Origin of the sequence: Novosphingobium sp. RL4 (assembly GCF_035658495.1) — a bacterium.
Lineage (GTDB): Bacteria > Pseudomonadota > Alphaproteobacteria > Sphingomonadales > Sphingomonadaceae > Novosphingobium.
This window is the reverse complement of record NZ_CP141945.1, coordinates 727,397-747,793: the sequence shown is the minus strand read 5'-3', so window position 1 is coordinate 747,793 and position 20,397 is coordinate 727,397. Positions and strand designations below refer to the sequence as shown.

17 protein-coding genes and 1 other annotated feature are annotated in these 20,397 nt (G+C 66.1%); of the genes, 7 read left to right on the top strand and 10 right to left on the bottom strand.

Annotation, left to right across the window (positions count from 1 at the left end):
• Positions 1-33 precede the first annotated feature (33 nt).
• Together U9J33_RS20540 and U9J33_RS20535 are read right to left on the bottom strand one after the other, a co-directional pair.
• On the bottom strand, positions 34-1,032 hold the full coding sequence (locus U9J33_RS20540) for a HupE/UreJ family protein (protein ID WP_185999061.1): 999 nt from the start codon (positions 1,030-1,032) through the stop codon (positions 34-36).
• Positions 1,016-1,822 (bottom strand): peptidylprolyl isomerase, encoded by an 807-nt coding sequence (locus U9J33_RS20535; protein ID WP_324699828.1) that lies wholly within the window; start codon positions 1,820-1,822, stop codon positions 1,016-1,018. The genes U9J33_RS20540 and U9J33_RS20535 overlap by 17 nt, the downstream gene beginning before the upstream one ends.
• Before the next feature lie 242 nt (positions 1,823-2,064).
• On the opposite strand from U9J33_RS20535, the gene urtA reads away from it, so the two are divergent.
• From urtA to urtE, 5 genes are read left to right on the top strand one after another with little or no spacing between them, the layout of a single operon-like run.
• Positions 2,065-3,279: an urea ABC transporter substrate-binding protein gene (gene urtA / locus U9J33_RS20530; RefSeq protein WP_054434507.1), complete on the top strand. Its 1,215-nt coding sequence runs from the start codon at positions 2,065-2,067 to the stop codon at positions 3,277-3,279.
• A gap of 48 nt (positions 3,280-3,327) precedes the next feature.
• Entirely contained in the window at positions 3,328-4,218 is an 891-nt protein-coding gene (gene urtB / locus U9J33_RS20525; RefSeq protein WP_054434487.1) for an urea ABC transporter permease subunit UrtB, read from the top strand.
• Positions 4,211-5,254, top strand: coding sequence for an urea ABC transporter permease subunit UrtC (gene urtC / locus U9J33_RS20520; RefSeq protein WP_185999059.1), 1,044 nt, complete (start codon positions 4,211-4,213; stop codon positions 5,252-5,254). The genes urtB and urtC overlap by 8 nt, the downstream gene beginning before the upstream one ends.
• Positions 5,251-6,003, top strand: coding sequence for an ABC transporter ATP-binding protein (locus U9J33_RS20515; protein ID WP_185999058.1), 753 nt, complete (start codon positions 5,251-5,253; stop codon positions 6,001-6,003). Before urtC ends, U9J33_RS20515 begins: the two co-directional genes overlap by 4 nt.
• A complete protein-coding gene (gene urtE, locus U9J33_RS20510) occupies positions 6,000-6,719 on the top strand; it encodes an urea ABC transporter ATP-binding subunit UrtE (RefSeq protein WP_185999057.1) in 720 nt (239 codons plus the stop codon). The genes U9J33_RS20515 and urtE overlap by 4 nt, the downstream gene beginning before the upstream one ends.
• 262 nt (positions 6,720-6,981) lie before the next feature.
• Here the strand turns inward: urtE and U9J33_RS20505 are convergent, their stop codons facing one another.
• The 5 genes from U9J33_RS20505 to U9J33_RS20485 form a co-directional block, all read right to left on the bottom strand.
• Complete coding sequence (locus tag U9J33_RS20505) at positions 6,982-7,248, bottom strand: hypothetical protein (RefSeq protein WP_132470255.1); 267 nt, start codon at positions 7,246-7,248, stop codon at positions 6,982-6,984.
• A gap of 123 nt (positions 7,249-7,371) precedes the next feature.
• The gene (locus U9J33_RS20500) at positions 7,372-9,069 is read right to left on the bottom strand and encodes an arylsulfatase (RefSeq protein ID WP_185999056.1); all 1,698 of its coding nucleotides are present in this window, start codon (positions 9,067-9,069) and stop codon (positions 7,372-7,374) included.
• Between the two features lie 82 nt (positions 9,070-9,151).
• Positions 9,152-10,105: a TauD/TfdA dioxygenase family protein gene (locus tag U9J33_RS20495; RefSeq protein WP_054434423.1), complete on the bottom strand. Its 954-nt coding sequence runs from the start codon at positions 10,103-10,105 to the stop codon at positions 9,152-9,154.
• 52 nt (positions 10,106-10,157) lie between these two features.
• On the bottom strand, positions 10,158-11,549 hold the full coding sequence (locus U9J33_RS20490) for an MFS transporter (protein WP_054434410.1): 1,392 nt from the start codon (positions 11,547-11,549) through the stop codon (positions 10,158-10,160).
• A 24-nt stretch (positions 11,550-11,573) separates the two neighbouring features.
• Positions 11,574-14,003 carry a TonB-dependent receptor gene (locus tag U9J33_RS20485; RefSeq protein WP_054434412.1) on the bottom strand — a complete coding sequence of 810 codons (2,430 nt, stop codon included), beginning with the start codon at positions 14,001-14,003 and terminating at the stop codon, positions 11,574-11,576.
• A 789-nt stretch (positions 14,004-14,792) separates the two neighbouring features.
• Between U9J33_RS20485 and U9J33_RS20480 the strand changes: the two genes are divergently transcribed.
• On the top strand, positions 14,793-15,527 hold the full coding sequence (locus U9J33_RS20480; protein WP_054434414.1) for an SDR family oxidoreductase: 735 nt from the start codon (positions 14,793-14,795) through the stop codon (positions 15,525-15,527).
• A 387-nt stretch (positions 15,528-15,914) separates the two neighbouring features.
• On the opposite strand, the gene U9J33_RS20475 is transcribed toward U9J33_RS20480, so the two are convergent.
• Both U9J33_RS20475 and U9J33_RS20470 read right to left on the bottom strand, forming a co-directional pair.
• Complete coding sequence (locus U9J33_RS20475; RefSeq protein WP_185999055.1) at positions 15,915-16,271, bottom strand: hypothetical protein; 357 nt, start codon at positions 16,269-16,271, stop codon at positions 15,915-15,917.
• 251 nt (positions 16,272-16,522) lie between these two features.
• Positions 16,523-18,004, bottom strand: a complete 1,482-nt coding sequence (locus tag U9J33_RS20470) for a SulP family inorganic anion transporter (protein WP_054434418.1) — start codon at positions 18,002-18,004, stop codon at positions 16,523-16,525.
• Between the two features lie 101 nt (positions 18,005-18,105).
• Positions 18,106-18,161 (bottom strand) — a sequence feature (sul1 is cis-regulatory element that is thought to sense ions involved in sulfur or methionine metabolism; They are found in Alphaproteobacteria).
• Positions 18,162-18,257: 96 nt separating this feature from the next.
• On the opposite strand from U9J33_RS20470, the gene U9J33_RS20465 reads away from it, so the two are divergent.
• Positions 18,258-19,181, top strand: coding sequence for a LysR family transcriptional regulator (locus tag U9J33_RS20465; RefSeq protein ID WP_054434420.1), 924 nt, complete (start codon positions 18,258-18,260; stop codon positions 19,179-19,181).
• A gap of 204 nt (positions 19,182-19,385) precedes the next feature.
• Here U9J33_RS20465 and U9J33_RS20460 read toward each other — a convergent pair whose 3' ends face one another.
• Positions 19,386-20,252, bottom strand: coding sequence for a hypothetical protein (locus U9J33_RS20460; protein ID WP_132470320.1), 867 nt, complete (start codon positions 20,250-20,252; stop codon positions 19,386-19,388).
• Positions 20,253-20,397 lie beyond the last annotated feature (145 nt).

The following is a 20,397-nucleotide window of genomic DNA, read 5'->3' as shown; positions in this document are numbered from 1 at the left end:
TCCGGGACGGGGCCTTTCCTGCGTCCGCGCCGCCTAGGCCGTCACGAAGCCGGCCACCCGTTCGAACATCCAGAAACTGCCCACCGCGCCCACGCCGTAAAGCGCTGCGGTTCGCGCCGGGGCTGCCAGCGAAACCGTGCGCAGCAGCGCCAGGCTGGCCAGGACCGCGCTGACGAACAGCAATTGCCCGATCTCCACGCCCAGGTTGAAGAACGCGAGGCTGGCCAGCTTCTCCCCCTCGCGCACACCGAGTTCGCCCAGTGCCGTCGCGAAGCCGAGGCCGTGGAGCAAGCCGAACAATGAGATCACGGTCAATTGCCGGGGAAACGAAAACAACTTTCCGCCGCGCGCCAGGACCAGCGCTTCGCGGGCCATGAACACGATGGAAAGCGCGATTGCCGCTTCCACCGGCGGCACCGGGGCGCGGATCACGTCGAAGAAGGCCAGGCCCAGCGAGATCGAGTGGCCCAGCGTGAAGCAGCTTACCAGCGTGACGAGCTGCCGTCCGCGCGCCAGCAGCGCGAGGCAGAGCACGAAGGCAAGGTGGTCCCACCCCATGAGGATGTGCCACAGGCCCTGATCGAGGAATTCCGCCGCCAGCGCGCCCAGCGAACGCGGTCCGGCCGCGGTCTCGCCGACCGGCACGACGATGGCGCCGTTTTCCGGGCTGAGGGCGCGGTCCACCTGCACGCCCAGCAGGTTGCTGACGAAGCGGCCGCCGTCCACTTTCCACGGGGTGCGGATGGTGTCGGAGCGCCGGAATTGGCGGTTGCAGCGCAAGGTGAAGCCGAACTGCGCCCGACCGCCCGCGCTGTGGCGGGTCATCCCGGTCTGGCGGCATCCGTCCGGCCAGACGAGCGGGCTGGAAGAGGCCACGGTTTCGGGAACGGCGGCGGTGAATTCGTACTCGCCCGGCTCCTCGCCGCGGGTCAGGGCATAGTCGCCGGACAGGAAGATGTCGGCCATGGCCGCTTGCGGCGCCAGCGCCGCGCAGCCCAGCAGCAGCGCTGCGGACCTAGTCCTCCACGACATCGTATTTCTCCTTGAGCCGCGCCACCGCCCCGTCGATCGCGGTTGACGTCTGGGCGTTCATGAAGTCCTGCCGCACCTGGTCGCGGACCATGGCGTAAGAGCGGCGCCGGGCGGCCTCGCGGTTTTCCACGCGCACGAAATGCCAGCCTCGGGCGCTTTGCAGCGGGCCGATCCAGCGGTCCTGCGGCGCGGCCTTCAGTGCCGTGACGAAGTCCTGCCCGAAGATGCCGCGCACCATGCTGTCACCATATCCGGGGAAGCTGCGGCCCAGCCAGAACTCGTCCGAACGGATCGTGCCGCCAAGGTTGAGCGTTTTCAGCAGCGCGGCGGGATCCTGCGGTTTTTCCGAGAGGAACAGCTGCGAGAACGTGGTGCGCGGTTCGCCCTGGTAACGGGCCAGGTTCTCTGCGTAGAAATCCACCAGATCGGCCTCGCGCGGCTCGGCGGGGGCGCCTGCGATCAGGAAACGCTCCTTGTCGATCAGCACCTCGCGCGCCTCGGGAGAGGTCATGTGCAGGTTGCGGTCCAGCGCGTCGCGGAACAGCAGTTCGCGGGTGATGAAGTCCTTCTTCATCCGCGCGCGGTCCTCGGCGGTGGGCTGGCGGCCGGTGAGCGTGCGGAAGTCCTCCACCATGGCGGCTTCGGCTTCGGGCGTGTAGCGGATCGGTTCGCGGCGGGTGGATTCGAGGGCCAGATAACCGGCGAACAGGGCCGCTCCCGCCATGAGGAACGGCACCAGCGGATCGCGCAAGGCCTTGCGGCAGGCTTTGCGAACAGCCTGCCCCGGCATTGGCAGGGCTGTGCCGCTCGGCAAAGCTCTCGAAATCAACGAACGCGCCGCCTGCATCTGTCTGCCTTGTCCCTCAGGCGCGGTGCTTGCCTGCACCCGCGAAGCCGATCCTAGGTCGGCGGCGGGGGAAGCAGCCTACGTCAAATGACGCATTCGACCGGACGGCCGGTTTCCATAGCCTTGGCAGCATCCGGTTTCTTCACAGCCCCGCCGCGAAAGGGGCCTTCCACTTGGAGATTTTCATGATCCGATCCCGGCTGGGCACGCTGGTGGTTTCGACATTCGCCCTTGCGCTGGCGTCCTGCTCGGGCTCCGGGACGGGCGGCGAAAGCGCCGTGGGCGACGGTATCGCCGTGGGCGTGCTGCATTCGCTGACCGGCACCATGGCGATCAGCGAAATCACCGTGAAGAACGCCGAAATGCTGGCGATCGAGGAGATCAACGCAGGCGGCGGCGTGCTGGGCAAGAAGATCGTGCCCATGGTGGAGGACGGCGCTTCCGATCCTTCCACTTTCGCGCAGAAGGCCTCCAAGCTGATCGAGAGCGACCACGTCGTCACCGTGTTCGGCGGCTGGACGTCTGCAAGCCGCAAGGCGATGCTGCCGGTGTTCGAGCGCACGAAGAACCTGCTGTGGTATCCGGTGCAGTTCGAAGGCAACGAATGCTCGGCCAATATCATGTATTCCGGCGCGCAGCCCAACCAGCAGGCGCTGCCCGCGCTCGAATGGGCCGCGAAGCAGGGCTACAAGTCCTACTTCCTCGTCGGGTCCGACTATGTCTACCCGCGCACCGCGAATCTGATCCTCAAGAAGCACATCGACAAAGCCGGGATGAAAGTGCTCGGCGAAAGCTATGTGCCGCTGGGCGGGACGGACTTCTCGGGCGTGATCGGCAAGATCCAGCAAGCGAAACCGGCGATCATCATCAACACGCTGAACGGCGATTCCAACGTCGCCTTCTTCAAGCAGATGCAGGCGGCGGGCCTCAGCCCCAGGACCATGCCGGTGATGTCCTTCTCCATCGGCGAGCAGGAAGCGAAAGCCATGGGCACCGCGCTGGTCGAGGGCAGCTTCGCGGCCTGGAACTACTTCCAGAGCCTGCCGGGCGATGCCAACGGCAAGTTCATCAAGGCCTACCAGAAGAAGTTCGGCGCGGACGCCGCCATCACCGATCCGATGGTCCACGCCTATCTCGACGTCTACGCCTGGAAAGCGGCTGCGGAAAAGGCCGGAAGCACCGACCCCGAGGCGGTACGCAAGGCCGCGGTTTCGCTGGGCGCTTTCGATACCCCGATGGGCAAGGTCAGCTTCGCGGGCAACCAGTCGCTGGTGCAGAAGGCCTATATCGGCAAGCTGAAGGCGGACGGCCAGTTCGAGATCGTCTCGGATTCCGGCGCCGATATCCAGCCCGAACCGTACGACGCGCTCGCCTTCCCCGGCAAGTCCTGCAAGCACTGACGAAAGGCGCCGGCGGCGATCCCCATCGCCGCCGGTGACGGCCCCGCCATGGACCTCGCACTCTTTTCCAACCAGCTGTTCAACGGCGTCTCGCTGGCCTCGCTCTACCTGCTGGCCTCGCTGGGGCTTGCGCTGTCCTTCGGGATCATGCGGGTCATTAACATGGCTCACGGCGAGATGCTGATGCTGGGCGGCTATCTTGCCTGGCTGACCCTGATGGTCGTGCCGGGCGGGGCGGGCATCCTGCTGGCGCTGCCGGTGGCCTTCGTGGGCGCGGCGGCGATGGGCGGGGTGATCCAGTCCACGGTGATCCGCCGCCTTTCCGCGCGGCCGCTCGATACCCTGCTCGCCACCTGGGGCGTCAGCCTGATCCTGCAGCAGGCCGCGCGCGACCTGTTCGGCGCCATCGGCGTGGAAGTGCGCGCGCCGGACTGGCTGAACGGCAGCTTCGTGCTGCTGGGCGTCACCATCCCTTCGGCCCGGCTCTTCATCATCGTCATGGCCGTTCTGGTGCTGGCGGGGCTGGCGCTGCTGCTGCTCAAGTCGAAGATCGGCCTCTTGACGCGCGCGGTGAACCAGGACCGCATGATGGCGTCTGCCACCGGCATCGACGTGAAGCGGGTGGATTTCATGGTGTTCTGCCTCGGTTCCGGCATCGCGGGTCTGGCGGGCGTCATGCTGGCACTGCTCGGCCCGGTGACGCCGAACGTGGGGCAGAGCTACATCATCCCGGCTTTCCTCGTGGTCGTCATGGGCGGGCTCGGCAGTATCGTCGGCACCACCGCGGCCGCGCTGATCCTCGGCGTGTTCTCGGCGCTGGCGCAGATCTACGTGGACGTCAGCGTCTCGCAGATGCTGCTGCTGGTCTTCGTCATCCTGTTCATCCAGATCCGCCCGCAAGGCGTGGTCGCAGTAAAGTCGCGCCAGCTCGATGCCTGAAATCGCCATTCCCGAGCCGCTGAGGCGTGCACTCCCCTGGGTGCTGCTGGTCCTTGGCGCTGCCGCCCCGTTCTATCTCTCGGCCTATGACCTGAACCTGCTCGCGCGGTTCATGGCGATGGCGATCCTCGCCTGCGGGCTGGTGCTGATCTGGGGCCACGGCGGCATCCTCAGCCTGGGGCAGGGCGTGTTCTTCGGCCTCGGCGGCTATGCCATCGCCATGCACATGAAGATGGCGGACCTGCCTGCGGGCGAACTGCCGGACTTCATGGTCTGGAGCGGCCGCGAGACCCTGCCCGGCTGGTGGGCGCCCTTCGCCAGCGCCCCCTTCACGCTGGCCGCGATCCTGATCGTGCCGGCGCTGGTGGCCGGGCTGTTTTCCTGGGCGGTGTTCCATCGCCGGGTCGGCGGCACGTATTTCGCGCTCATCACGCAGGCCCTGGCGCTGGCGTTCTCGACGCTGATCATCAGCCGCCAGGACGTGACCGGCGGGTTCAACGGATTGACCGATTTCACCTCGGTCTTCGGCTTCTATCTGTCCAGCCCCGGCACCGCCAACGGGCTCTACTGGCTGACGCTGGCGATCCTCTGCGCGGTCTATGCGGGCCTGCGCTTCCTGCTCGCCTCGCGCTTCGGCATCCTGCTGCGCGCCGTGCGCGACGGGGAGAACCGCGTGCGCTTCCTCGGCTATGCCACCACCCCGTTCAAGACCGTGGCCTTCGCGCTGGCCGCGCTGCTGGCGGGCGTGGCGGGGGCACTGTTCACGCTTCACGCCGGCGTCGTCTCGCCCGCGCTGATCGGCGTGGTGCCTTCGATCGAGATGGTGATCTGGGTCGCGGTGGGCGGTCGCTACTCGCTGGCAGGCGCCATCGTCGGCGCGCTGGCGGTGAACCTTGCGCGCGATGCGGTGTCGAGCGCTTTCCCGGAAATCTGGCTCTACTGCATGGGCGCGCTGTTCATTCTCGTCGTCACCCTGCTGCCCAACGGTTTCGCCGGACTGGTCAGGGTCGGCCTCGTCAAGGAGCGCAAGGCATGAGCGCGGTTGCCGACCTTCTGCTCGCCATCGACGGCGTGACCGTGGACTACAGCGGCTTCAAGGCGCTCGACGGGTTCAGCATGACGCTGAACAAGGGCGAGACCCGCGTGGTGATCGGCCCCAACGGCGCGGGCAAGTCCACCTTGTGCGATACGATCATCGGCCGTGTCCGCCCCACCGAAGGCCGGGTAGTGTTCAGGGGGGAAGACATCAGCCGCCTGCCCGAACAGGCCATCGTTGGGCGCGGGATATGCCGCAAGTTCCAGGCGCCCGGTGTGCTGCCGATGCTGACGGTGCGGGAGAACATGGCGCTGGCCGCGCGGCAGGACCGGCGCTGGTGGAAGAGCTTCGGACTGGGCATTCCCGCCGCCGACCGCGCGGTGATCGAGGACACGCTGGAACGCGTCGGCCTGATCGGCCGGGCCGAAGTACCCGGCGGCCAGCTTGCCCACGGCGAGAAGCAGTGGCTGGAGATCGGCATGGTGCTGGCCACCGGAGCGCAGCTTCTGCTGCTGGACGAACCCACCGCCGGCATGGGGCCTGCCGAAACCGCGCGCACCGCCGAACTGATCCTGAGCCTGGGCGGGGAAAAGTCCGTCCTCGTCATCGACCACGACATGAGCTTCGTCGAACAACTGGGAGCGCCCGTTACCGTCATGCACCAGGGCAAGTTCCTGAAACAGGGCTCGATCGCCGAAGTCCGCGCCGATCCGCAAGTCGCGGCGGTCTATCTGGGACACGCGGCATGAGCGAGGACCTGCTGACCATCAAGGGCCTTTGCGCCGGCTACGACCAGAGCCAGGTTCTCTGGGACCTAGATCTGGAACTGCGGCGCGGCGAGGTCATGGCGCTGATCGGGCGCAACGGCGTGGGCAAGACCACGCTGCTCCACGCGATCATGGGCACGCGCCCGGTCACCGGCGGCGCGCTGACTTTCGACGGCGCGGAGGTGACGGCCAGCCCTTCGCATCACCGGGCGCGGGCGGGGATCGGTTTCGTGCCGCAGGGCCGCCATATCTTCCCGCACCTCACGGTGATGGAGAACCTCGAAACCGGGCTCTGCGCCGCCGGGCCGCGTGCGGCGCAGGACGGGGGCAAGGTGCCGCAGCACATCTTCGACCTGTTCCCCAAGCTCTACGATATCCGGGCCCGCGCGGGCGGCTTCCTGTCGGGCGGGGAGCAGCAGCAGCTTGCCATCGGCCGGGCGCTGGCGGGGCGGCCGTCTCTGCTCCTGCTCGATGAGCCGACCGAGGGCATCCAGCCCAATGTCGTCCAGCAGATCGAAGCTGCGCTGGCCCATGTGCGGGACGAACTGGGCATGACGATCCTGGTGGTGGAACAGTACCTCGATTTCGTCTGGCGCTTTGCGGATCGCTACGCCGCGATGCAGGGCGGGCGCATCACGCACCGCGGCAACGTGGCCGAACAGAGCGCGCAGGACGTGGCGCACCTCGTGCAGATCTAGGGTCAGGACTCATTAATCACGCCTGTGAGGTTTGAATCAAAATGGCTCAGAGCGAGGAAGGAAGGCGTGGTAATATGTCTATATTTCAAGCCTTTCTGACGCTGCACTGGGCCATTTTGATCAAATCCCTCCGGGACGCCGGAATGGCTTCCATCTCGGGCCAAAGCGGCTTTGGACGGGCAACCAGCCCGCCCGGCAGCCGCTTTGGCCCGATATGTTCGCCATTCCGGTGCCTCGCAGGCGTGATTAATGGGTCCTGACCCTAAGGCGCCTCCGCGCTTTCCTCCAGTTCGGCGATCTCGAAGACGTAGCTTTTCCAGCCGCGTATCCGCACCGCGTCCTGCGTTGCGGCCTTGCGCTTCTTCGCTTCGGCGAGCGAGCGCGTGTGGCCCCAGAACACCTCGGTCTTGCCGTTTTCCTGCACGGCGACGATGCGCCAGTAATGGGTGAAGGGGTCGGCGGTCGGCCCGATCGTCTTCACATAGCCGTCCGGCATCCGGGCCGTCAGGTATCGCTTTTTCCTGGCCATGGAGCGCACCTAGAACGTTTTCCCATCCGGTGGAATCACCTGATTGGAAAATGCGCATGACCGGGATTGCCGGGGCGGCCGATCCGGCAATCGGATCGGCCGCCCCGGCGCGGGTGCGTTTCCTTACGGCCGGTAAGGCGCTTCGGTGGGCAGCACCACGCCATTGGCCTTGGCGTAGTCCTGCCAGTCGGCGGTGAGTTCGCGCAGCTTCTCCGGGTTGGCGGCCGAAAGGTCGTCAGTCTCGCCGGGGTCCTTGGCGATGTTGAACAGGCGCCACTGGCCGTCGCCGATATCGGTGACCTTCCAGTCTCCCTTGCGCAGCGCCCGGGAGCCGAACAGCTCGGTGCCGAGCGGTTCGTCCGCGGCGTGGACGAAGGCCGCCTTGCCTTCCAGCCACGAACGCGCGCTCTTGCCCGTGATCGGCAGGACGGTGCGGCCCTGGAATGTGGTGCCGGTCGCGGGAACGCCCGCGTAGTCCAGCAGGGTGGGCGCGATGTCGGCCACGCTGACGTAGGCATTGTTCACGCTCCGGGGATGGGCCAGCCCCTTGCCGCTGACGAAGGCGACGGTGCGGGTGCCGCCCTCGGAGGCGTAGGCCTTGGTCAGCCAGGACGGCGCCGTGCCGGCCTGCGCCCATTCGGGGCCGTAAGTGATATAGGAGTTGGGCTTGCCCCGGTTGCCGAAGGAATTGTCCGCTTCGGCCACGCGGCTGCCGAGCATCTTGGCGCCGGTGGTCCGGTAATCCAGCCCTTCGGCGCCGTTGTCCGCCAGGAACACGATCACCGTGTTGTCCAGTTCGCCGCTGGCGCGCAGTTCATCGATCACCCGCCCGACATTGCTGTCCATCCGCTCCACCATCGCGGCGTAGATCTCCATGTCGCGGGCGGCTTCGCGCTTGTCGGCCACGGAGAGCGAGTCCCAGCCGCCGCGCGGCGCGCGCACGCTGTGGGCCACGGTGCCCCTGGGCACGATCCCGAGCTGCTCCTGCCGGGCGATGCGGCGGCGGCGGATCTCGTCGAAGCCGACGTCGTACCTGCCGCTCTGGCGGGCGACATCTTCCTGCGGCGCCTGCAGCGGCCAGTGCGGCGCGGTGAAGGCAAGGTAGGCGAAGAACGGCTTGTCCGGGCTTTCCTGGCGGCTCTGCTTCAGCTCGGCGATGAGGTTGGTCGCATAGGCGTCCGACGAATAGAAATCCTTGTCGAGCGAGGCGAGCACTTTGCCGTCGCGCGTATAGGTGGTGTTCTTGACCGGGTCCGGTCCCTGATCGCGGCCGTAGTGATTGCCGCCGCCCTGCAGCAGCGCGAAGCTATGCTGGAAGCCGCGCGCATGGGGGTCGAGGTCGGGCGTCAGCCCGAGGTGCCACTTGCCCGAAAGCAGCGTGCGATAGCCCCCGGCGGCAAGGCGTTCGGCAAGGCTGGCCACGTCGCGGCTCAGATAGCCCTCGTAGCCGGGCTGGCCTTTCTGGTTGGGCGCGGTGAGTTCCGCCATGCTGCCCAGTCCGGCGCGGTGATTGTCCGTGCCGGAAAGCAGCATGGAGCGCGTGGGCGAGCAGGTGGGCGCGGTGTGGAAGCCGGTCAGCCGCAGCCCGTTCAGGGCCAGCCGGTCGAGATTGGGCGTGGCGATCTCGCTGCCGAAGGCCCCGACATCGGAAAAGCCGAGATCGTCGGCGATGATGACGAGGAAGTTCGGGCGGGCCTGCCGGGCAGGGGTTTCGGACGGCGCACCGGCGGGAGCAGGCGCCCGCGCGGCGGCCGGGGCGGCGGTGGAGGCAAGCAGAGCCGCGCCGAAAGCGGCGGCAAACGCGAAACGCGTGGTTTTCATCAGGTGGTCCTTGGTAGAAAAAGTCCCGCGCCGCGACTGGAGACGCGGCGCGGGAAGTGACGGCCTATGCAGGTATGAGGGATCAGGCCGGTTCGTAGGTGGTCGCCTTTTCCTTGCGGATGGTGCGGCTGTGGCGGCCGTCGATCGAGACAGGCACCGATCCGGCGATCGTCGCGCGGCGCAGGGTGCGGCGCTGGAGGCCGAAGTCCGCCACGGCGCGGTGCTGGGTGGCCTGGTTGTCCCAGAACGCCACGTCGCCCGGCTGCCAGCGCCAGCGCACGACGTTTTCGGGGCGGGTGATGTGTTCCTGAAGGATCGAGAAGAGCCGCGCCGAATCCGCCTGGTTCAGGCCGACGATCCGCTTTACGAAGTGGCCAAGCAGCAGGCTGCGCTGGCCCGAGACCGGGTGGATGCGGACGAGCGGGTGCTCGGTCTCGTAGACGGTGGAGGCAAAGACGCTCTTGTGGAACTTGACCCGATCCTCGGCGGCGTCGTCGGCCTTGGGCGCATTGGCGAGAACCTGGGCGTAGTCGTAATCGTTCGAGTGGACGGCCCAGAGGTTGTTCACCAACTGGCGCAGGCTTTCCGGCAGCCCTTCGTAAGCGGTTTCGCCATTGGCCCAGACGGTGTCGCCGCCCGCTTCGGGAATGGTGATGGCGCGCAGGATCGAGCCGGCCGGATAGGCGTCCGTGAAGGTCACGTCGGTATGCCAGCTCGATGCGGCGTAGCCTTCCTTGCTGTCCAGTTCGAGCAGGTAGCGCGAACCTTCGGCCACCGGCACGGTCGGGTGAGCGACGGGATCGCCGAACAGCGAGGCGAAGGCTTCGTGGCGCTGGTCGTCCAGTTCGTGCTGGCCGCGGAAGAAGATCACCTTGTGGCGTACGAGTGCATCCTTGATGGCCTGCACGGTGCCCCCGTCGAGCTCTCCCGAAAGGGTGACGCCGCGAATCTCGGCGCCGATGGTGCCGGTGATCGGGGCCACGTCAAGCGGCGATGCAGGGTCCTTGGCGTTGGCGTAAGTGGCAATCGAAGTCATGGCATTCATTCCTTCTGCTTGGTCTGGAAACGGGGACGGTCGGTGTTCAAGGTCATTCGGCGGGGACGAGCGCGGCGGCGTAGACATCGTCGCGGGCCTTGAGCTGGCGGCGGACCTCTGCGTGGCGCGCCGCGTCGAGCGGGAACCCGGCCACCAGCGCGGCGGCGAGCGTGTGCGCCAGCGCGGGACCGATGGCGAAGACCAGCAGCAGCGCGTGAAGCGCGTCGGGCGTGTTGGTGGCGGCCTTGGGGTCGAAGCCGAAGGCGGTGACGAGCGGCAGGGCAATGCCGAAGGCGAGGGCGCCGCCGAGCTTCATCGAGACGCTGAAGACCGAATAGTAGAGGCCGACACGGTCCTCGCCGGTCTCGGCGCGGTGAAGGTCTGCCACGTCGGCGACCATCGAGCGCAGCATGAGGTTGCCCGACCCTTGCGAGAGGCCCTGCGCCACCGCCAGCGCCATCATCAGGCCGAACCGGTCGGGGGTGAGGAAGACGAGCCCGAGGTTGATCGCGGCCTGGGTGAGTTCGGCGGCGACGGCGGCCCGGCCCTTGCCGAGATGCAGTCCGATGCGCCGCCAGATCGGCCCGGCCAGCACGCCGAACGAATATTGCAGCAGGAAGAACCCGGCCGCCCATTCGGGGCGCTGGAAGTAGATCGTGACGATGAACAGCAGCAGCGCGGTGCGCACGCCCTGCCCGGCGGTGACGGCGGCGTCGGCGGCCAGCACGCGCAGCAGCAGCGGATTGCCGAACACGGCCTTCAGCGTCCTGCCCAGCGCGAACGGTTCCCCGCCCACCGGCGCGCTGCGATCGGGAACGGCGGTCAGCGTCAGCAGCAGGCCGGGGACGGCGGTGAACAGCACCAGCGTGCCGAACAGGGTCAGGCGCAGCGGGCCGTCGTCAGGGCGAAGCTGGTCCGCCAGCGTGGGCAGCAGCAGGGTGAGCACCAGCGCGGCGGACGACAGCAGGGTGAACTGCGAGGCGATCCGCGTGCGCTGGTCGTAGTCTCCGCTGATCTCGCCCGACCAGGCCAGCAGCGTGGTCTGGGTGGCGGAGGCGCCGGTGTAGTAGCACAGGACGCCGATACCGACCCAGGTGAGCCCCACGCCTTCGGGCGGGAAGAACAGCATGGCGCTGCCGATGATGAACAGCAGGCCGCCTGCCGCGATCCACGGGCGGCGCCGGCCGAAGCGGCTGACGGTACGGTCGCTCAGCGAACCGATCACCGGGTCCAGCAGCGAATTCACCACCTGGCCGATCAGGTAGACCAGCCCCAGCCCGGCCAGCGGGATGGCGTAGTGGCGCGACAGGATCGCCGGTACGAAGGCCATCACCGGCTGGGCCGCCGCGTAGACCGGCACCGCCAGGGCGGTGAAGCGCAGGAGGCGCCAGCCATCGAGCCGTTCCTGTCCCGGCGAAGATGAAGGATATGTCTCGTAAGTCATGGCTGGCGCTTCCGGTCTGGAGGGTCAGAACTTGGTACGAAGGGTCGCGCCGAAGGTGCGCGGTTCGCCGAGCTGGGCGGTGACGACGCCGGTGTTGGCGGCGCCCAGGCTCACGAAGTAGTCCTTGTCGAACAGGTTCTTGGCCCAGATCGAGAAGTCCCAGAGCCCGTCGTCGGTCTTCACGCCGATGCGGCCGTTGACGAGGCCGAAGCCGGGCACTCTGGCCCAGGCCGAATTGGAGGCCGACGTGTTGAAGTTCGAACGGTAGGCGTAGTCCGCGTGGGCGTAGAGGCCGAGATCGCGATCGCCCAGCGTGCCGAGCGGCTGGCTGAAGTCCGCGCCCACGTTCCAGGCGAATTTGGGCACGCCCGGCAGGCGCTCGCCCGAAAGGTCCTGCACCGCGCCGAGGTTCAGCCGTTCGATCGCCTGCGGGGCATTGGTGTAGCTGACGTACTTCGCGTCGGTCCAGGTGCCCGAGGCGTTGAAGCTCAGGTTGTCCGTCGGCGCGATGTTGAACTCCGCCTCGATCCCGCGCGAGCGGACCTTGGGAATGTTGGCGATGTACTGGCGGCTGACCAGCGGGTTGGCCGGGTCGAAGTCGGTGATGGCGGTCTGGTAATCGCTGATCTCGGTCCAGAAACCGGCGGCGTTGAAGGTGGCGCGGCGGTCGAGGAACTGGGATTTCACGCCCACTTCGAAGGCGTCCACCTTCTCGGGCTTCACCGTTGGATCGGTCACGCTGGCGGGAAGCTGCGTGAGGTTGAGCCCGCCCGACTTGTTGCCGCGCGAATAGCTGCCGTAGAGGAGCACGTCCGGCGCCACCTTCCAGCTCAGCGAGATCAGGCCCGAGAGGCTGTTGTCGCTGAAGCTGGTGCTGTAGAGCGGCACCACCTTGTTGAAGCTGGCGCGGATGGCGAGGATCTGCGCCTGGACGGCGTCCGAATAGCCCGAGATGTCGGCCGCCTGCGCCACCCACTGCTGGTAGACGCCCTTCTTCTCCTCATGCGTGAAGCGAAGGCCGGTGGTGAGGGTGAGGGAGGGCGTGATGTGCCAGTCCGTCTGCCCGAACGCGGCGAGCGTCTTGGTCTGCGGCTCGGAATAGGAGTTCACCTCGTAGCCGTTCAGCGCGGCGTCGGTCACCGCGTTGGAGGCGCCGAGGAACCACAGCGGCGCGGCCGAACCGTAGCCGGTGGCGCCGTAGCCGCGAACCGTCTGCCAGAAGTAATAGCCGCCGATCACGTAGTCGAAGCTGCCGCCGCTTTTCGAGGCAAGGCGCAGTTCCTGGCTGAACTGGCGCTGGCGGTTGGCCTGCTGGGCCTTGACCACCACCGGAAGCGAGGTGCTGTCACCGTCGTTGGCCGGGTCCCAGTCCCACCAGCGATAGGCGGTGATCGAGGTCAGCGTCGGCCCGCCGAGGTTCCAGTTGACCTCGCCCGAGACGCCGTAGCCCGCCATGTAGGACTGGTAGTGGCTGTCCGCCTCGCCCACGCGGTCGAAGGCGTCGAAGCTGGGCAGCGTGTACCCCGGGAAACGGGCGGCGCGCTGGGCGAAGTTGCCGGCGATCGTGGTGCCGTCGGCATAAGTGGTGTGGAGGCCGGCGAAGACGTTGAGGACGTGGTTCTGCTTCTGGCGCGCATAGTCGCCGATGATGCGGACCTCGAAGTCCGGATCGGGCGTGAGGAGGATCTGGCCGCGGATGCTCTTGTTCAGGTAGTCCTGCGCGCGGCGGTTGGTGGTCTTGTTCCAGAGGAACCCGTCGTTCTCGCTGATCGCGCCGGACAGGCGCACTGCCAGCAGGTCCTTGAAGATACCGGCCGAGCCCGAGGCGCGGACCTGGTAGTAGCCGTAGTTGCCGATGCTGGCCTCGGCCGAAAGCTCGGGATCGAAGGTGGGCTTCTTCGAGGTGACGTTGATGACGCCTGAAGTGGTGTTCTTGCCGAACAGCGTGCCCTGCGGTCCGCGCAGCACTTCGATGCCCTGAAGGTCCACGAGGTCGAACTGGGCAAGGCCGACGCGGCCGTAGTAGACGTTGTCGATATAGAAGCCGACGCCGTTCTCCAGCCCGTCATTGGTGAGCGAGACGTTGGAGCCGAGGCCGCGGATGTTGATGTTGGTGTTGCGCGGGTTGAAGGTGATGACCTGGAGGCTGGGCACCTGCTGCTGGATCGAGCCCAGCGTATAGTCCCCGCGCTTTTCGAGGCTGGCGGCGCTGATCACGCTGATGGCGACCGGCACGTCCTGCACGTTTTCATCGCGGCGGCGCGAGGCGGTGACGACGATGGCCTCGCCGCTGCCGCTGTCCGCCAGGGTGTCTGCAAGGGCTGAGCTTTCGGCGGCGGCTTCGGGCGCGGCGCCGGGAACCCCGTTTTCCTCGGCGGCGAGCGCGGGCGCGGCGGCAAGAAGCGTCGCTGCGAGCGCGAGTGGACTGGTAGCGATGGCGAACTTGAGAAGCATTAAGGTCGATCCCTGTTTTCGATGTGCTCGCCCGATCGATCGTCGGGCATGAAATTCGGTATTTCGAATGTGTTAGGGTGCCGGGCGCGGCTTTTCGGGCGCCCGCGTGCCTTCAGGGCGCAAGCCGTCGCCGCGGGACCTGCGATCAGGCCCGGCAAGGTCCGGCGGACGCACGGCTCCAGACGCGAAACCTGCGGTTCCGGCGGGAGACAGGCGAAATCTGTGACGGAGGGCGCAGTTTTCCGTCCCGCCGCCGTGGTCGGCTGGCGGTTCAGGTCCTGCGGTTCAGCCCGTTGGGCGCGTCAGTCGCGCTGGATGGTCGTCTGCATCGTATCACCTCATCATTGGCGTGAGGGGAACACGATGCCTGGCGCTGTCGCCTGAGCATCGCGCGCTTTAGCGGTTGGTAACGCGGAGCAAGCTGCTTCCCGATCAAATGCCGCGGACCAGGAAACCTTGGAAATGCACGGTGGGCCTGGTCAACCATGCCGTGCGGTGTGCTTGTCTACCTATTTGGTTGAGAATTGAGCGTCAAGCGCAAGGTTTTCTATTGCGGCCAATGGCTGGGATTTTGGGATCGGTTGAAAAGTGGCGCCATGCGACCCTGTAACCCAAGGAAATAGCGCGATTTTTCCGGGATGGGCACAAGCCCGGATAATCCCTTGGTAGGGGACTTTTCCCTAAAGAGAGGGCGTTGTAACGCAAGTGGATGGACACGCGCTTTTCCGGTTTTCCCGCGCTCGCATGGGCGCACCGCTCGCCGTACAATGCCGAAAAAGGCGGATTCTCATGATCTTGGAAGGCAGGACGGCGCTGGTCACGGGGGCTTCCGGCGGATTCGGCCGCGAGATCGCGCTCGGCCTCGCACGGGAAGGCGCGCGGGTGGTTCTTCATGGCCGCCGGGCCGGTCAGCTTGGCGCTCTGGCGCTGGAGATCGAGGCATTGGGCGGCGAAACGGCGATCGCCGCCTTCGACCTTGAGGACGGAGCCGCCTTGCCCGCCGCGCTGGCGCAAGTGGGGCGCATCGATATCCTCGTCAACAATGCCGGCCATCGCGACCGGCGGACGATGGATGCGCTGGACCGCGAGGCGGTGCGGCGGATGCTGGAAGTGAACCTGGTGGCGCCGTTCGATCTGGCCCGTGCGATCGCGCCCGGCATGGAGCAGGGCGGCCGCATCATCAACGTGACTTCGATCGCGGGGCAGATCGCGCGGGCCGGGGATGCCGCCTACACCATGTCGAAAGGCGGCCTCGATGCCCTGACGCGCGCCCTGGCGGCGGAACTGGGGGCGCGGGGGATCACGGTGAATGCGGTGGCTCCGGGCTATTTCGCCACCGAAGCGAATGCGGCGATGGTTGCCGATCCCGAAATCGCGGATCATCTCGCGCGGCGGACATCGCTGGGGCGCTGGGGCAGGCCGGAGGAGATCGCCGGGCCTGTCGTTTTCCTGGCATCGGCGGCGGCGAGTTATGTGACCGGGCAGGTCATCGGGGTGGATGGCGGTTATCTCGCGCATTTCTGACGATGCGGCCGCTCCGCTTGCAAATCATGCGGGTGTTTTTCACCGCGCGTAACGGCGGTGCAACGGTGTCAAAGCATCTTGAACAGCCCGGGCTGAAGCTTTGAAAATCATTTAATCATATGAAAAATAATGATTTATTGCGGGGCTTCTGCGTGAGTTGACGTACCTGTGTTGCGATTGCAAGACATGCACCTGCAATCGAGCGTCGCGCCCCTGCAATCGCAGCGGAGGTACCGGATTTTCGTGATGATTGCGTGATATGCAACTACCGCTCGATTTTCCTCATTTGCCGAATCTCTCGGTTTGGATCATTCGGAACGGGCCTTTCAGGCATCCTCTCCCAAAAACTTTCCAAGGCCGGTCCTCGCGACCGGCCTTTTTTTTGGCCTACTCCAGCCCGCGCAGCCAGTGTTCGTAGAGCGTGAGCGGGTGAAGGTGCAGCCCCGCCTCGTCGAGGATGCCCGCGCACCGTTCGATGCTGGCGGCAAGGCACCTGTCATCCGGCCTGAAGCGCCTCGATACCTGGCGCTGCGCGGCGGCGATCCAGCCCAGCAGTGTCAGTTCGTCATCGCCGAGGTACAGCGTTCCGGGTTGCAGGACCGTCAGCGCCCGGCGTGTCGCCAGTGTTCGCAGGCGAACGAAGCAGGCCGCATGCTCGGCGAGCGTCTCCTCCCCGCGCAGGAGCGACAGGACGCGCCGCTCGACGCGGGGGCGGCGGCGCAGGGAGCGGTTGCTGTAGGCCATCGTCGTGCCTCAGCGCATGGCGGGATCGGCAGGCGGAACGGAGGAGGCAGGTATCGGCACACGGGCCGGCGGTTTCGCCGATGCCGGCCGTGTCTCCGGGGCGCTCGTCACGATATTTCTGCTAGTGATTGTCATCTGCATAATACTATGACGTTCGGCGCGGCCGAGATTCATCATTTTTTTTCGTATTCGCGGCCGGACGGCGGTTTCTGGCCGGTTTTTTGCGCCATCCGGCCGGCCTCAGGCCGGTCTCAGGTGGCGGCCTCGCTGGCCTGCGGGGCGAAGCGGTCCACCAGGATCGCACTGGCACGGTTGAGGCCGATCACGTCCACCGCGATGCCGTGGCGCTGCATTTTCGCCACCACTTCTTCCAGGGCGCCCACTGCCGTGACATCCCAGAGGTGTGCCGCGGTCAGGTCTATCCGCACATGGCGGGCGGTGTCGCGCAAGTCGAACCGGTCGGCGAAGATATCGGCGCTGGCGAAGAAGACCTGCCCGGAGACGGTGTAGGTCCGGGTGTCGGTGGCGGGATCGTGATCGACGCGGATGTCCATCATCCGCGTGACCTTGAAGGCGAAGAACACCCCGCTGAGCAGCACGCCCACGGCGACCCCGGCGGAAAGGTCGTGCGTGGCGACGGTGACCGCGACGGTCGCCAGCATGACGACGCCGGAGACCTTGGGGTGGCGGCCCAGATCGCGGAGCGACTTCCACGAAAACGTGCTGATCGAGACCATGATCATGATCGCCACCAGCGCGGCGACCGGCACTTGCGCCACCCATGGCCGCAGCGGCACCATGACGACGAGCAGGAACACGCCGGCGACCAGCGTGGAGAGCCGCCCGCGTCCGCCGTAGCGCACGTTGCCCACCGTCTGCCCGATCATGCCGCAGCCGGCGATGCCGCCGAACAGCCCGGCCGCCACGTTGGCAAGGCCGAGGCCGGTGCATTCCCGTGCCTTCGAACTGGTGGTCTCGGTCAGGTCGTCCACCACGCTGGCGGTCATCATCGATTCCAGCAGACCCACGGCGGCCATGGCAAGGGCATAGGGCGCGACGATGCGCAGCGTGTCCCAGTCCAGCGGAACGGCGGGCAGGCCGAAGGAAGGCAGCGAGGAAGGCAGGCGGCCGAGATCGGCCACCGTTCGCACCGGCATCGGGAACACCGCGCAGATCCCGGTCAGCACGACGATGCAGATCAGCGGAGAGGGAATGGCGGTGGTGATCCGGGGAAGCAGGTAGATGATCGCAAGGCCCCCGGCGATCAGGGCATAAGTGTGCCAGGTCACGCCCAGCATCTGGGGCACCTGCGCCGAGAAGATCAGGATCGCCAGCGCGTTCACGAAGCCGGTGCGGACCGACCGCGAGACGAACCGCAGCAGCACGTCGAGCTTCACCAGCCCGAAGACGATCTGCAGCAGTCCGGCCATGATGGTGGCGACGAGGAGATAGGACAGACCGTGGCTGCTCACCAGCGCTGCCGCGACCAGGGCGACCGAGCCGGCCGCGCCGGAGATCATCGCCGGCCGTCCACCGGCGAAGGCGATCACGATCCCGATCACGAACGAGGCGAACAGGCCGACTTCGGGGTCGATGCCGGCCACGAATGAAAAGGCGATCACTTCGGGGATCAGCGCGAAAGTGCCGACCATGCCGGCCAGGATGTCGCGCCGGGCATCGGCGCCGCCGCTGAACCATTCGCTGCGATATCGGGCAAGGGACTGGGTATTCATCGATAGGGGTTTCCGCAGGAATCGCATCGGCGCCGTTCGCCCGGTGGGCTGGCCATGGGTCTGGCCGGGGGTCTGACGGGCGGGGCAGGGATTGCGAATTGCGTTGTCCGGCGGATCGGCGGCCGGAATAGCCACCCGGGATTGCACCGGGTCCAGGTGAGTGACGTTCGCCTAGCCTCAAGCCGGGGCGGGCGCAATATCGGGATGCGACGCAAAAATGGACGTTCACGGGCTTACCGCCTAGGCTGCGGGGATGCGCAAGATTTTTGAACCGGATGCAAAGGCGCCGCTGGGCGCGGACAGGGCGCGGGCGCTTGAGGTCTTTGCGACGGTGGCGGCCGAAGGCAGTTTTTCCGCTGCCGGGCGCGTGCTTGGCCTCACGCCCTCGGCGGTGAGCCGGACGGTGGATCGCATCGAGGCGCGGCTTGGCGTGCGGCTGTTGCTGCGGACCACGCGGGCCCTGTCGCTGACGGCGGAAGGGCAGGCCTATCTTGGCGCGGCGCGCCGGATTCTCGCCGATCTCGACGATGCCGAGCAGGCCATCGCCGATCGCGGCACGCCGCGCGGGCGGCTGCGGATCAGCGCTGCCCATGCGCACGGACGGCTGACCATCGTTCCCCTGCTGGGCGAATTCGCGCGGCTCTATCCGCACATTCTGGTCGATATCAGCCTGAGCGACCGGCTGGTCGATGTCGCGGCGGGCGATGCCGACGTGGCGATCCGTTTCGGCCCGCTTGCCGACAGTCCGCTGACCGCGCGCAAGCTGGGGGAGAACCGCCGGGTAATCGTCGCCTCGCCGGAATATCTCGCACGGCGGGGGACGCCGCGCGTTCCCGAGGACCTGCTCCACCATAACTGCCTGAACTTCAACTTCCGCCGGGCCGAGCCGGTCTGGCCGTTTCGCCGGGACGGGCAGGACCATGCGCTGAGCGTGCGCGGCAGCATCGAGGCGAACAACGGCGAGACCCTGGGCCAGCTCGCGGCGGATGGTGTGGGGATCACCCGCGTCGGCCGGTTCAGCGTGGTGGAGGAGATCGCCTCGGGCCGGCTGGTGCCCTTGCTGGAGGACTACAACCCCGGCGACGTCGAACTGGTCCACGCGGTATTCGTGGGCGGACCGAACATGCCGGCCCGGGTCAGGGTCTTCGTGGATTTCCTGAGCGAGCGGCTGCGCTAGGCAGCGTGTGCAGATCGTCGGAGGAAGCGGACATGGTCCCATGGGCCGTGATCACGATTTGGGGGGCGGCTGCGGAATGACAAGTTGCGTGCAATAGACTCAAGATAGCTGCCGTTCCCGACCGTGAAACGGCGGGGGCGGCAACTACCAGACCTTATTGACGGGTCGTGGGACTTTCGGTCGTTCTCGCGAGATGTGATCGATTTAGGCTTTCGCCACATCGGGGTGGAGAAGTGAAGAGAGGCAAACGGTTTGGCCCAGCTTGTCAGCCTGTTGACGGACCTGATCGACGAGCGGCGAAGGCAATGAGGAAACAAAGCCATTGAGCAGAACAAGTGACATGCGATCATTCGTCCCTTCACTTTCGTCGTCTGCGCCCTCCTCTTCCTCAAAGGACTTGCGTTGACTGTAGCGTAGTCCCATCAGGAACAAATACTTATCGATTACGCGCTCGGCCAAGATCTCAGGAAACGGTGAAGCGATGGCCTGGCGCACCTCGGCAAGCTTCTTGGCAAAATCACGCTTATCCAGCGCATCAAAGAACTGCGCCATTCCTGCGACAGATGACTGATGTGACCCTAGCACAGCGATCGAAACGAACCGATCGAACATGGTCCAACCTTTAGGACGCAGAAACCAGTTCACCTTGCTTGCCGCCGAAGCAGGTGTTCCAGCAATAGCTGAGTGATTTTCTGCCAAAGCCTCTGCAAGAGCCTTTCCCCTCTGGCTTAGGCTAGCATTCTCCTCATAATTCAACTCGTTGATCATTTTAGAAAAAGCTAGCGCGTGAGGGTCCGTGGGGTCGCGAACCTGCTTTGCCTGCCCTTCACGTTTCCCCTTCGTGAAAATTTGTGTGGGATGGTCTAACTTCGCCACCCGAATGTTTCTATTCACACGATAGGGCTGGCCAACTGCACGCACAAACGCGACATCCACGCACTTTCGCTTTTGTGCCTCTGACCAGAATGCGTGATCGCAAGTCAACCACCAACGCCATGCATCCACGAATGCCAACTTTTCTGGCTTGTCGCTGGCCTTGCAGCCGATCTCGCTCACTAGAACCTCGCTCAAGCGTCCTCTCCACCAGATCATCCAGCTAAGCCAGAAAAGTTGGCACGGCGATCCAAAGCGTCTTCATCGTCTTGGCCCAGTCAAGTTCGATGGGCGGACTTATGACTTTTAACCACCGAGCCCTGCCCGACGACGAATTTCACCT

What these genes read in the sequence shown, in the direction of transcription:
- U9J33_RS20540 (WP_185999061.1), bottom strand. Translation starts at nt 1,032, where the DNA reads ATGTCGTGGAGGACTAGGTCCGCAGCGCTGCTGCTGGGCTGCGCGGCG.
- U9J33_RS20535 (WP_324699828.1), bottom strand. Translation starts at nt 1,822, where the DNA reads ATGCCGGGGCAGGCTGTTCGCAAAGCCTGCCGCAAGGCCTTGCGCGAT.
- urtA (WP_054434507.1), top strand. Translation starts at nt 2,065, where the DNA reads ATGATCCGATCCCGGCTGGGCACGCTGGTGGTTTCGACATTCGCCCTT.
- urtB (WP_054434487.1), top strand. Translation starts at nt 3,328, where the DNA reads ATGGACCTCGCACTCTTTTCCAACCAGCTGTTCAACGGCGTCTCGCTG.
- urtC (WP_185999059.1), top strand. Translation starts at nt 4,211, where the DNA reads ATGCCTGAAATCGCCATTCCCGAGCCGCTGAGGCGTGCACTCCCCTGG.
- U9J33_RS20515 (WP_185999058.1), top strand. Translation starts at nt 5,251, where the DNA reads ATGAGCGCGGTTGCCGACCTTCTGCTCGCCATCGACGGCGTGACCGTG.
- urtE (WP_185999057.1), top strand. Translation starts at nt 6,000, where the DNA reads ATGAGCGAGGACCTGCTGACCATCAAGGGCCTTTGCGCCGGCTACGAC.
- U9J33_RS20505 (WP_132470255.1), bottom strand. Translation starts at nt 7,248, where the DNA reads ATGGCCAGGAAAAAGCGATACCTGACGGCCCGGATGCCGGACGGCTAT.
- U9J33_RS20500 (WP_185999056.1), bottom strand. Translation starts at nt 9,069, where the DNA reads ATGAAAACCACGCGTTTCGCGTTTGCCGCCGCTTTCGGCGCGGCTCTG.
- U9J33_RS20495 (WP_054434423.1), bottom strand. Translation starts at nt 10,105, where the DNA reads ATGACTTCGATTGCCACTTACGCCAACGCCAAGGACCCTGCATCGCCG.
- U9J33_RS20490 (WP_054434410.1), bottom strand. Translation starts at nt 11,549, where the DNA reads ATGACTTACGAGACATATCCTTCATCTTCGCCGGGACAGGAACGGCTC.
- U9J33_RS20485 (WP_054434412.1), bottom strand. Translation starts at nt 14,003, where the DNA reads ATGCTTCTCAAGTTCGCCATCGCTACCAGTCCACTCGCGCTCGCAGCG.
- U9J33_RS20480 (WP_054434414.1), top strand. Translation starts at nt 14,793, where the DNA reads ATGATCTTGGAAGGCAGGACGGCGCTGGTCACGGGGGCTTCCGGCGGA.
- U9J33_RS20475 (WP_185999055.1), bottom strand. Translation starts at nt 16,271, where the DNA reads ATGGCCTACAGCAACCGCTCCCTGCGCCGCCGCCCCCGCGTCGAGCGG.
- U9J33_RS20470 (WP_054434418.1), bottom strand. Translation starts at nt 18,004, where the DNA reads ATGAATACCCAGTCCCTTGCCCGATATCGCAGCGAATGGTTCAGCGGC.
- U9J33_RS20465 (WP_054434420.1), top strand. Translation starts at nt 18,258, where the DNA reads ATGCGCAAGATTTTTGAACCGGATGCAAAGGCGCCGCTGGGCGCGGAC.